Genomic DNA, 11,980 nt, shown 5'->3' with positions numbered 1-11,980 from the left:
CTCTTGCCACCGCCAGATTAAACTGTGCTAAGCATTAACTCTTGCTGAGCGCATAGTTCAGCACTTTGTCATTTTTCATCTGCACGGTCAGCGTCTGCCCCTCGGTGGTGTTCAGGGTGCGCGCCTCGCTGTAGGTCCACTTCAGCAAACGCTGTCCGTCCGGGTAAGGCGTTTCACTGTCAGGCTGACCAAACAGCGCGATCAGCTGAGCTTTGGTGGTCTGACCGGCATGAATATGCTGCAGATTACTGCTGTCCAGCCGGTGCCCGACCTGGTTAGAACAGGCGGCGAGCAGCAACAGCAGCGCGGCTAACAGAACTCGTTTCGTCACGTAACATCCTTTTGAAGTATTCAGCGCCGCAGGTCATTGAGCGCGGTCGCGTTTAAGCTTATAGCGAATCCACGCCATCCGGCAGGGTTTTCTGCGTCTGCACTTTCTCCTTTCCCCAGGCAAAGTCCGATTCACGGCAATTAACGCAAATTAATACTGCCAGATGCCCCGCAACCCTGCGATTGCAACATCTTAGTCTATGATTACTCTCTGTATGCCGCGTGGAAGCGGTCTCACTTCTTCCTTCCCGCCGCATCACGCTGAATATCAGTCCAGTTTCCTGGCTGAAGAGACGCGCCAGCCCACCTGGCACCCTGGTCTCGCTGCAAGGTTTATGATTTTTGACGCTGACGTCATCGACATCCTTTTCACGCGGTGGCCGCCATCGCGTATTTCCAGACTAAATGAGGCAACTGAATGGAATCCAAATCTTTTTTAAAAAGTTGGGGCGCTGAACGGGTTGCCAGTGATGAGGTGCGTTTTCGCCTCTGGGCAACCGGTCAGCAACGCGTGACGCTGCGTCTCTCCGGCAAAGATATCGAAATGACACCGCAGGCTGATGGCTGGTTTGAAACCCAGGTCGCAGGTGTGGCAGCAAATGCCGAATATGATTTTGTGCTGGCGGATGGCACGGCCGTGCCCGATCCCGCCGCCCGCGCACAGAAAGCAGAGGTTAACGGCCCGTCGCTGGTGATCGATCCTGATGGGTATCAGTGGCAGAACACAGGCTGGAAAGGCCGTCCGTGGCAGGAGTCGGTCGTGTATGAACTGCACATCGGCACCTTTACGCCTGAAGGCACCTTCCGGGCGGCGATTGACAAGCTGCCGATGCTGGCTGAAACCGGCATCACCATGCTTGAAGTGCTACCGGTGTCACAGTTTGGCGGCAATCGTGGCTGGGGTTACGATGGCGTGCTGCTCTATGCACCCCATGCTGCCTACGGGTCGCCCGATGATTTTAAAGCCTTTATCGATGCGGCACACGGCCACGGTCTGTCGGTGGTGCTGGATATCGTGCTGAATCACTTCGGCCCGGAGGGCAACTATCTGCCGCTGCTCGCGCCAGATTTCTTCCACAAAGAGCGCCAGACGCCATGGGGCGCGGGTATCGCCTATGACGTTGATGCGGTGCGCCGCTACATCGTGGAAGCGCCGCTCTACTGGCTGCAGGAGTTTAATCTGGATGGACTGCGCTTTGATGCCATCGATCAGATTGATGATCCGAGCGAAAAACATGTACTGATTGAGATTGCTGAGCGCATCCGCGCCACCATTACCGACCGCCCTGTCCATCTCACCACCGAAGATTGCCGTAACGTCACCTTCCTGCATCCGCGCGACGAGAACGGGGATGCTCCGCTGTTTACCGGCGAATGGAATGATGACTTCCACAACGCCGTGCATGTGCTGGCAACCGGTGAAACCCACGCCTATTACCAGGATTTCGCCGACCAGCCGGAACAGCGCGTAGCACGGGCGCTGGCAGAGGGCTTTGTCTATCAGGGTGAAGTTTCGCCGCAGTCGGGTGAGCCGCGTGGCGTGAAAAGCAGCAGCCAGCCGCCAGTCGCTTTTGTCGACTTTATCCAGAACCATGACCAGACGGGCAACCGTGCGCTGGGCGAAAGGCTGGTCTCGCTGGCAGGCGCAGAGCGGACGCAGGTGCTACTGGCCATGCTGCTGGTCTCGCCGCATATCCCGTTGCTGTTTATGGGCGAAGAGTATGGCGAAACCCGGCCGTTCCTGTTCTTCACCGATTTCCACGGTGATCTGGCCAAAGCGGTGCGTGAAGGTCGCGCCCGCGAGTTTGAAGGCCATGCCGGTCACGGCGAAACGGTGCCGGATCCTAACGATGTCACCACCTTTGAACAGTCGAAACTCAACTGGCAGCGCACAGAAACGCCGGAAGGTCAGCAGTGGCTGGCGCTGACGCGTCATCTGCTGGCACTGCGCCAGGAACATATCGTGCCGCTGCTGCAGACCGCCGGAGGTGATGCCGGTCAGATAGTGAAAACAGCAGAAGGTTTCCTGGCAGTACGCTGGGACTTCCCGCTGGGCACACTGTCACTGGCGCTGAACGTCGGTGACAGCACGCAGCCGATCCCGGATTTGCCGGGCGAAACCCTGTTTGCCTGGCCGCAGACCGCTACCGAACTGATTCCCAACGCTATCGTGGTGCGTCTGGAAAAGAGAGAAGCAGAATGAATATTCCTACTTCAACGTACCGCATCCAGTTCCGCAACGGCATGACCTTTGACCGTGCGGCAGCGCTGGTGCCCTACCTGAAACAGCTGGGTATCAGCCATCTTTACGCCTCGCCGATCTTCAGCGCGACCGCGGAGTCGACCCACGGCTATGACGTGACCGACGTTAACCAGATCGAGCCGTCGATTGGCGGCCGTGAAGGCTTTGACCGCATGGTTGCCGCACTGAAAGCGGCCGGGCTGGGGCTGATCCTCGACATCGTGCCAAACCATATGGCCGCCTCGCTGGAGAACCCCTGGTGGCGCGATGTCATTGAACATGGCGAACAGAGTCGCTACGCCCGTTATTTTGATATCGACTGGTCACGCCGCCTGACGCTGCCGTTCCTCGGTGACACCTTTGAGGCGGTGCTGGCAAAGGGTGAAATTAGCGTGAAGCGCGATCCCCAGACCGGCAAGCCAGCGCTGGCCTATTTCGACAATTTCTATCCGCTTAAACCTGAGACATGGCAGGATCGGGAAGAGGCGGTGCTCGCCCTGCGTGATGCGGCACAGATTGCCGAACTGCATGATCAGCAGCCGTGGCGACTGATCTCCTGGCGTGATGCGCCCAATGACCTATCCTACCGCCGCTTCTTCGAAGTCACCGGTCTGGTGGGCGTGCGCGTGGAAGACAAGGAAGTCTTTGATGCCGCACATCAGCTGATCCTCGAACTGGTCCACAGCGGCGCGGTGCAGGGATTGCGCGTTGACCACGTGGATGGTCTGGCCGATCCGCGCGGCTATCTGGAGCAGTTACGCCAGGCTGCGGGTCCCGACTGCTATCTCACCGTGGAGAAAATCCTCGGCGACAATGAACAGTTGCCTGACGAGTGGCCGGTTTCCGGCACCACCGGTTATGAGTTTATGGCTGCGCTCGCCAATCTGCTGGTCGACAGCGATCGCCTGAGCGGCCTGCGCAAAGCGTATCAGGCTGTCATCGGCAAAACCGTCGACATGAAAGCGGAGCTGCGTGCCGCCAAGCTGCTGATGGCGAACCGTAACTTCGCTGGTGAATTTAACCGGTTACAACAACTGGCTCTGAAGATTGCTGATACGGAAGGCGCGCCACAGCCGGAAGCCGAACTGAAAAATGCGCTGCGTGAACTGCTGGTGGCGTTCCCGGTTTACCGCACCTACGGCACACCGCAGGGCCTGACACCGGCCGACACCGCGCTGCTGCAACAGGTGGTTAGCGAGGTCAAAGCCAGCGACCATGCGCCGGACACCCAGGCGCTCGACTTCCTGACGCGTATTCTGCGTGCTGAAGTTACCGACGCTGCTCGCGACGATGCGACACAGTTCCGCACCCGCTTCCAGCAGCTGACCGGCCCGCTGATGGCGAAATCGGTAGAGGACACCCTGTTTTTCCGTCAGCACATGGCGCTGGCACTGAATGAAGTCGGCGCTGAACCGCTGGCACGTCATTTCTCGCTGGATCAGTTCCATGCGGAGATGCTGGCGCGGCGCGAGCATCAGCCCGATGCGCTGTCAGGCACCTCAACACACGACACCAAGCGCGGTGAAGATGCCCGTGCGCGTCTCTATACGCTGACCGAAGCGCCGCAGCGCTGGGCGGAGTGCGTCAGCCGCTGGCGGGAGATGAACAAAGATCATGTCGTTCGCCTGAAAGATGGTCCGGCACCGGAACCGGCCGTCGAGTGGATGCTGTATGAAGCGCTGGCAGGCGTCTGGCCGACGACTCTCCAGCCGCAGGATGCCGATGGTCTGGCGGCGCTTGAAGCGCGCTTTGTGGTCTATGTGGAGAAAGCGCTGCGTGAAGCCAAACTGCGTACCGACTGGGCCGACAACAACGACGCTTATGAAGAGGCGGTGCTGAGCTATGCCCGTCACCTGCTCGCGCCCGCCAACAGCGCCTTCCTTAGTGATTTCTGCCAGTCGCTGCAACCCTTTATGCGTGCCGGGCTGGTCAACAGTCTGACCCAGACCGTGGTGAAGCTTACCGCGCCTGGCGTGCCTGATATTTATCAGGGTAGCGAGGCGCTGGACTTCAGTCTGGTCGATCCCGATAACCGCCGCGAGCCTGATTTCGACGCCCTGGCCGCGATGCTTAACGCGCCAAAGCACGACGGCAGCGAAGCGCACTGGCTGCGCGGCCAGGTCAATCAGCAGGCGATTGTGACGCTGCTGGCGCTGCGTCAGCAGCAGCCTGAGCTATTCCGCCATGGTGACTATCTGGCGCTGTCGGCCAGGGGCGAGCAGCAGGATAAAGTGCTCGCCTTTGCCCGCACCCACCAGAATCAGGCGGTGATTGTGATTGTGTCACGCCGGGTGTTTAACGCGCTGCCAGAGAATCTCGATCAGCCACCCGCAGCGCGCTGGGCTAATACCGTCATCGCCCTGCCTGCTGCATTGGGCAATCGCCGCTATCAGGATCAACTGAGCGGCAAAACGCTCAATGCCGGCGACCAGTTGCCGCTCACAGAGCTGGCATCGCAGTGGTGCGCCGTGCTGGTGGCACAGTGAAATCCGAATGAATTTGTTTATTACGCGTCAATCTGTTCATTGAATAACGAGGCATAAATGTCAAACAGTCAGCGTTTTGAAATTACGGCGGGTTACAGCCATTTGCTGGGGGCCAACTTTGATGGCCAGGGCGTGAACTTCGCCCTGTTCAGCGCCCACGCCGAGCGGGTTGAACTCTGTCTGTACGATCCCAGCGGCAAAACGGAAATTGCCCGTCTGGAACTGCCGGAATACACCCATGAAGTGTGGCACGGCTACATTCCGGGGCTGAAGCCCGGCGCGCTCTATGGCTATCGCGTCTATGGTCCTTATGATCCGGAAAATGGTCATCGCTTTAATCCAAACAAGTTGCTGCTCGACCCGTACGCTCGTGAGCTTGCGGGCGACATCGCCTGGAACGAGGCGCACTTCGCGTACGATCTCTATCACGACGATAAAGATCTGACATTCGACACCCGTGACAGCGCGCCGTTTACGCCAAAGTGCCGGGTGATCGATCCCAACGAATTCGACTGGCAGGATAAAAATCGCCCGAATGTGCCGTGGCCGAAAACCGTCATCTATGAAACCCACGTGAAAGGCTTTACGCAGCTCAACACCGCGCTGCCGCCGGAAATGCGCGGCACCTTTGACGGCATGAGCCACAAATCGACCGTCGACTACATCAAAAGCCTGGGCATTACCTCGGTAGAACTGCTGCCGGTACACTGGTTCCCGGATGACCAGCACCTGCTGGATAAAGGGCTGAAAAACTTCTGGGGATATAACACGCTGGGCTTCTTTGCACCCGCCACCCGCTACTTCGGGCCGCGCGGTATCCAGGGCTTCCGTGACATGGTGCGCGCCTTCCATGATGCTGGTATCGAGGTGATCCTTGACGTGGTCTACAACCACACCGCCGAGGGGAATGAACTGGGGCCGACGCTGTCATTTAAAGGCATCGATAACTTCTCCTATTACCGCACGATGCCAGACCAGCATCGTTACTACATCAACGACACCGGCACGGGTAACACCGTGAACACCTCACATCCGCGCGTACTGCAGATGGTGCTCGATTCGCTGCGTTACTGGTCGGAGTCGATGCATATCGATGGCTTCCGCTTCGACCTGGGTACCATTCTTGGTCGCGAACCTGATGGTTTTGACCCGCGCGGCGGCTTCTTCGATGCCATAATGCAGGACCCGATCCTATCGCAGAAAAAGCTGATTGGTGAGCCCTGGGATATCGGTCCGGGCGGCTATCAGGTGGGCAGCTTCCCGCCAGGCTGGGCAGAATGGAACGATCAGTACCGCGACACGGTGCGTGACTACTGGAAAGGCAACAACGTCTCCACCGACTTTGCCGCCCGCCTGCTGGGTTCTGGCGATCTCTACGATCAGCACGGTCGTCGTCCGTGGGCCAGCGTCAACTTCATTACCGCGCACGATGGCTTTACCCTCAACGATCTGGTGTCATACAACGACAAACATAACGCGGACAACGGCGAAGATAACAACGACGGTCACAACGACAACCGCTCATACAACTATGGCGTTGAAGGCCCGACCGATGACGAAGGTATCAACGCGGTGCGCGAGCGTCAGAAGCGCAACTTCCTTGCCACGCTGATCTTCTCCCACGGCACACCGATGCTGCTGGCAGGCGATGAGTTTGGCCGCAGCCAGATGGGTAACAACAACGGCTACTGCCAGGACAGCGAAATCTCCTGGGTACACTGGGATAACCTGCCGGAATCTGCCGAGGCGCTGCGCGAATTCACCCGCCAGATCCTGACACTACGTGCTCAGCAGCCGTTGCTGCGCCGTGAAAGCTGGCGCGACGGTATGGATATCAAATGGTTTAACGCTGGTGGCGGCTTCCAGCAGGCTGAGCAGTGGGATGAAGGCTCAACGCTGGGCGTCTATATCGGCCGACCGGATCTACAGCCCGAGGAAGGCATCTGGCATGACGTACTGATGCTGCTTAATCCGTTTGAAGGCAATGTGCCGTTCCGCATTCCGCAGTTCGGAGAAGGCGGCTGGGTGCTGGAGCTGACCACCAGCGATGTGGCGAAACGCGGCCTCGTTATCACCAAAGAGAAGGATTTCGAACTGGAAGGACGCAGCTTCGCCCTGTTCAGACGTCCATAGCCGTTAACCCCGGTTAGAAAGTAGTCATCTGGCGCAGCGCATTTCGCGCTGCGCTTGTGTTTCTGGCTATGGCTGCCAGGCTTAACCGGTTGTTAACAGTGAGAATTGATGCTGATAAGGAGGCATAATGTCCAGATTTACGCAGAAAGTTGTGGTTGTGACAGGTGCCGGGTCCGGCATTGGCGAAGCCAGCGCAAAGCGCTTCGCTGAAGAAGGGGCATCAGTGGTGCTGGTAGGCCGTACCGCGCAGAAACTGGAAGAGACGCTGGCCGGAATGACGCCGGGCGATCACCTGGTGGCAGCGTGTGACGTCTCAGAAGCCGAACAGGTTAAGCAGCTGTCAGAAACCGTGCTGAAGAAGTATGGCCGGGTTGACGTGCTGGTGAATAACGCGGGCGTCATCGTGCAGGGCCGCGTCCATGAAGTCGGACTCGACGCATGGAAAACCCTGATGAAAACCGACCTTGATGGCGTTTTCCATGGCGTACACTATTTCATGCCTGCCCTGTTAGAGAGCAAAGGCAACGTGGTCAACATCTCTTCCGTATCCGGCTTAGGCGGTGACTGGGGCATGAGCATCTACAACGCAGCCAAAGGGGCGATCACCAACTTCACCCGTGCGCTGGCGATGGACTACGGCGCAGATGGCGTGCGGGTTAATGCAGTCTGCCCCGGCTTTACGCTCACTGATCTGACCGAAGATGCCAGTCAGGATCAGGAATTAATGGAACGCTTTTACGATCGCATTCCGCTGCGCCGTGCTGGTGAAGCAGATGATATCGCCCGTGCCATTCTGTTTATTGCCAGTGACGAAGCCAGTTATATTACCGGCGTCAATCTGCCGGTCGACGGCGGAATTACCGCCTCTAATGGCCAGCCTAAACAGGCATAATTATCAGGGCAGCGTCTTTACGCTGCCTTTTTTATTGTGAACGCCCCGCCCTGTTAATTCGCTTTATTTTTTTATGCGGCCATATTTTGCCAGCGAATTATTATACCAGCGAATTAATGTCTTGGCGTATGACGGGTTGGCGTTGCTGCACGTGCCGGTTTAATTGCCGTGCTGCTGGTCGGGCAAATAAACGTGCTCAGGCAGGCATTACAGAGTATGGCATTGGCGTGATGAACTTTCGCCACCGCCAGCGCCTGCTGTCGGGTATAAAGCGAACCAATAAAGACGCGTTTGTCGTTCTTTGACAGATTAACGCAACCTTCTTTGTGTAAAATCCATCCACCCATGGGACGCGGGCACAGATAATAGTAGCTGGCTTTGAGCATGGTAGTCATCCTGATAGTTGCTGTATGTATCTTAAAAAACGAACCAAAATTCGTAAGAGGTTTTTTTTGTAATCTGAAGCGTTATTAAACTAACTGAGAATTTACCCTAAAACCACTTTATTGCATGACTCAAACTGACTTTGAGAATATGCCCTTTTTTGCCGCTGACATCGCTTCAGGCATTCGGTGCCCTGAAACATACCCACGCGTTTAGCAGCCCCGCTTGTATTTGTGATGCTAATGCATCAATAAAACAACAAAAATCAAAATAATCCAATAAAAACAACAATATAATAAACCACCTGGCGAATAAGCCCTGCAAGTACCCACCGTTATGATTAGAGTCACAACTAACTCATTCACCCCCCACAGGGGTAAGTATGAGTATTGATAAACTGAGACTAAAAAACAGTGAAAGCCCCCTGCCGCACGCCTTTAAGCGAAGCGCCAGAGCGCCTGGCGTCGGGGATTTATCAATACCGCCGTGTGCAAAGGATAGGAATGGGCTTGAAAAAGTAAAACGATCGGTTTACTTTTGAGTAATGAAAAAGAGAAACGATATCATTCAGGCTGCCGAGCGGCTCTTCTACACACATGGCTTTCACGCCACCACTACCGATCAACTCTGTCGGGAAGCGGGTGTCTCTACGCGTACGCTTTATCATCACTTCGCATCACGCGAAGCACTGACCTCTGCCGTGATGAGTGCCCGCGAGCAGCGTTTTATGGCTGACCTGCTGCCATCGCAACAGCCAGAGGCGATAGCGCAGCTGTTTGTGGTACTGGGCGACTGGACAAAGGCAAACGGTGCCCATGGCTGCTTCTTCCTGAAAGCCTGGGGGGAATATGCTGAGCGCGACAGCGAACTGGCCGCTCAGGCACTGGCCTTCCGTGCCACAATGCGCCACTACATAACACAGTGTGTGACGCATCTGTACGGTGCTGAAGATCGGCAACTGAGTGATGCCATCTGGATACTCTTCGAAGGCGCGATCACCACGGCGCTCCTGACCGGTCCTGCCGCGGCCCGGCAGGCGGCTCAGGTCGCCCGCCAGCTACTGCGTCAAAAGGGCGTGACCGGATGAGATCGTCTACAGCACTGGCACTCACCGGCTTTAGTCTGATCGCCGCTACTTACGGTATGGCCCGCTTTTCATGGGGATTGATGCTGCCCGCTATCTCTTCAGATATCCCGTTCAGCCCACAGCAGGCGGGGTTGCTGTCGGCATGCAGCTTTGTGGCTTACTGCTTCACTATTCTTACTTCAGCAGCGCTGACAGATCGCTATGGCGCACGAGTGACCGCGCTGCTGGCCTCACTCAGTGCAACGGCAGGTCTGCTTCTGCTCGCCAGTGCCTCTTCAGCACTGATGCTGGCGGCCGGACTGTTTATCGCCGGATTGAGTTCTGGTCTGGCTTCACCCGCACTGGCCGCGGCGGTCAGTCACCGAATTCCTGCAGCACGTCAGCCGCGCACAAATACGCTGATCAATACAGGTACCAGTGCGGGCATTATCCTGACGGTGGTGATCCTGAGCCTGCTGCCTGGCGGCTGGCGCGCCGCCTGTCTGCTGTTTGCCCTGCTATCGCTGGTCTGTGTGCTGCCAGTAATACGCGTGTTAAAGAGTCAGGCTGCCGAAGGCGACGCCAGAGTGCGTCACTGGCACCAGCGGCTGTATCGCCGCTCCATGCATCGGCTGATGTGTATTGCGTTGATTTCGGGTCTGGTCAGTGCGGCCTGGTGGAGCTTTGGGTCAGCGCTGCTGCGACAGCATGTCGGTGTTGATGAGGAGACCGCCCGCTTACTCTGGCTGATTGCCGGAGGGGCTGGGATCGTGGGTGCAGCAACCGGTCCGGTCGCTGCCCGTATCGGGCTGAAGGGTGTATACCGGCTCTCACTGTGCGGGATGGGAGTGCCGCTACTGGTGCTGGCCTTGAGTCATGGTGAATCTATCGGCTTAGGTATCGCGGTTGCCTGCTGCGGCGCAGGTTACGTCACGCTGTCGGGCGTGCTGCTGGTGTGGGGTGCTCGCGCCACCGCCGAAGACCCGGCGACCGGCGTCGGCATCCTGTTTTTTATGCTGGCGGTGGGCCAGGTAGCGGGATCGCTGCTGTTTGGCCAGCTCTACGCCTTCTGGGGTGCGACTACGGCCTTAACGCTCTTTGCGATCGGTGCCCTGCTGTTACTGTTTGTTGTACCGGCACAGAACAGCTGAGAGGCAGTTAAATAAGGGGGGGGGAGAATAGGCTAAAATAGTCGGTGACCGTAATAAATAGTCGCTGACGTGCCCTGCCAGACAGTCCAAAAATAAGTACCCGGCTCATGAGGAGTAATAGATTCATCCGGCTGACTATCGCGTGATTAGCATTCCGAGGGCGTATCAGATCGCGCGGATATTTTTAATGCGGGGATTAACTTTCTGCTGAAGTAAATCTTCTTTGGGTCCCAGATAATAAGGTACAGCACACTGCTTACCATCTTTAGTAAAAATAATCTGGTTATCGTGCAAGAATAACGCCGTGAAATGGCCCAGTACCACACCATTTAATTCAAAGCAGTGATTTCTTGCTGCACGCAGCCCCTGCTTACTATTCAGAAAATCAACAAATCGCATCACGCTGCGCCTCCAGATAATTAGTCATCCCAACCAGAACCGCAAGGATAATAGCCTTAACCCTGGCACGAATCACCCGACTGATGCTGTTTTCAGAATAGACTTAACCACCATTCAGTCGTGGCACTAAACCGACATGGCTTTTTATTCCCTTATAGCCAGGACTAATCCTGGAAAACAGGTCAAAAATGAAATTACGCAGGGGCATCATATTTATATTGCGCCCTCTCTCCGCCCGCTATACCGTTGTTTTTTCACCAGGTGCAGATTTTCAGATCAAAAACCGGAGCAGGTTATGGAAATTTTTGAAGCAGATGAGCGCCACATCGCATCAATTCAGCAGATCTACGCCTGGCACGTCCTTAACGGCACAGGCTCTTTTGAAACCGTGCCGCCCGATGCCGCAGAGATTGGCGAGCGGATGCGGAAGATCCAGCAGGCGGGCCTGCCGTGGTTCATCGCCGTCAGCGACGGGGAAGTGCGGGGCTTTTGCTATCTGGCCCCCTATCGTCCGCGCCACGCCTACCGGCATACGCTGGAGGACTCTATTTATATCGACCCCGGATTTCAGAAGCGCGGTGCCGGTTCACGTCTGTTAGAGCATGCTATCAGGTGGGCTGAGCAGAAAGGATACCGCCAGCTCATCGCTAACGTCGGCGACAGCGAGAACCAGGGTTCGATTGCTGTGCATCGCGCCGCGGGTTTTGAAATGACGGGTATCCTGCGCTCGGTGGGTTTTAAACATGACCGCTGGCTGGATACCGTTTTTATGCAGCGCATGCTGGGAACGGGCGATACCACGCTGCCGGTTGACTAAACAGAGTCAGAGTGAGAAAGACGTACTGGCCCTCGTTTTCCCCGGAAGAAGCTTCTGGTAAGGTGCCGTAACAAAAAATA

General features: G+C 56.6%; 10 protein-coding genes. 7 read left to right on the top strand and 3 right to left on the bottom strand.

Translation table 11 applies throughout. From position 1 onward, the window contains the following. Positions 1–34: 34 nt before the first annotated feature. Positions 35–331: a hypothetical protein gene (locus AC2LB6_RS15855; protein WP_490094221.1), complete on the bottom strand. Its 297-nt coding sequence runs from the start codon at positions 329–331 to the stop codon at positions 35–37. 417 nt (positions 332–748) lie between these two features. Here AC2LB6_RS15855 and treZ point away from each other — a divergent pair, with 417 nt between their 5' ends. The 4 genes from treZ (at position 749) to budC (ending at position 8,083) form a co-directional block, all read left to right on the top strand. After that, positions 749–2,533 carry a malto-oligosyltrehalose trehalohydrolase gene (gene treZ, locus AC2LB6_RS15850; protein WP_490094220.1) on the top strand — a complete coding sequence of 595 codons (1,785 nt, stop codon included), beginning with the start codon at positions 749–751 and terminating at the stop codon, positions 2,531–2,533. Next, positions 2,530–5,058 carry a malto-oligosyltrehalose synthase gene (gene treY / locus AC2LB6_RS15845; protein WP_490094219.1) on the top strand — a complete coding sequence of 843 codons (2,529 nt, stop codon included), beginning with the start codon at positions 2,530–2,532 and terminating at the stop codon, positions 5,056–5,058. The genes treZ and treY overlap by 4 nt, the downstream gene beginning before the upstream one ends. 57 nt (positions 5,059–5,115) lie before the next feature. Next, positions 5,116–7,191 (top strand): glycogen debranching protein GlgX, encoded by a 2,076-nt coding sequence (gene glgX, locus AC2LB6_RS15840; protein WP_490094218.1) that lies wholly within the window; start codon positions 5,116–5,118, stop codon positions 7,189–7,191. A gap of 127 nt (positions 7,192–7,318) precedes the next feature. Continuing rightward, positions 7,319–8,083, top strand: a complete 765-nt coding sequence (gene budC, locus AC2LB6_RS15835; protein ID WP_490094217.1) for a meso-2,3-butanediol dehydrogenase — start codon at positions 7,319–7,321, stop codon at positions 8,081–8,083. Between the two features lie 113 nt (positions 8,084–8,196). Here the strand turns inward: budC and AC2LB6_RS15830 are convergent, their stop codons facing one another. Beyond that, positions 8,197–8,469, bottom strand: a complete 273-nt coding sequence (locus AC2LB6_RS15830) for a hypothetical protein (RefSeq protein ID WP_490094216.1) — start codon at positions 8,467–8,469, stop codon at positions 8,197–8,199. A 542-nt stretch (positions 8,470–9,011) separates the two neighbouring features. On the opposite strand from AC2LB6_RS15830, the gene AC2LB6_RS15825 reads away from it, so the two are divergent. Together AC2LB6_RS15825 and AC2LB6_RS15820 are read left to right on the top strand one after the other, a co-directional pair. Continuing rightward, positions 9,012–9,554 carry a TetR/AcrR family transcriptional regulator gene (locus AC2LB6_RS15825; RefSeq protein ID WP_490094215.1) on the top strand — a complete coding sequence of 181 codons (543 nt, stop codon included), beginning with the start codon at positions 9,012–9,014 and terminating at the stop codon, positions 9,552–9,554. Then, on the top strand, positions 9,551–10,684 hold the full coding sequence (locus tag AC2LB6_RS15820; protein ID WP_490094214.1) for an MFS transporter: 1,134 nt from the start codon (positions 9,551–9,553) through the stop codon (positions 10,682–10,684). The genes AC2LB6_RS15825 and AC2LB6_RS15820 overlap by 4 nt, the downstream gene beginning before the upstream one ends. Positions 10,685–10,849: 165 nt before the next feature. Here the strand turns inward: AC2LB6_RS15820 and AC2LB6_RS15815 are convergent, their stop codons facing one another. Continuing rightward, positions 10,850–11,083 (bottom strand): hypothetical protein, encoded by a 234-nt coding sequence (locus tag AC2LB6_RS15815; RefSeq protein WP_490094258.1) that lies wholly within the window; start codon positions 11,081–11,083, stop codon positions 10,850–10,852. Positions 11,084–11,378: 295 nt separating this feature from the next. Here AC2LB6_RS15815 and AC2LB6_RS15810 point away from each other — a divergent pair, with 295 nt between their 5' ends. Continuing rightward, the gene (locus AC2LB6_RS15810; RefSeq protein ID WP_490094213.1) at positions 11,379–11,900 is read left to right on the top strand and encodes a GNAT family N-acetyltransferase; all 522 of its coding nucleotides are present in this window, start codon (positions 11,379–11,381) and stop codon (positions 11,898–11,900) included. The last annotated feature ends 80 nt before the right edge of the window (positions 11,901–11,980 follow it).

Source organism: Pantoea sp. RCC30.1 (genome assembly GCF_058148845.1).
The sequence above is the reverse complement of the archived record's forward strand: the minus strand, read 5'-3'. Positions and strand labels throughout refer to the sequence as shown.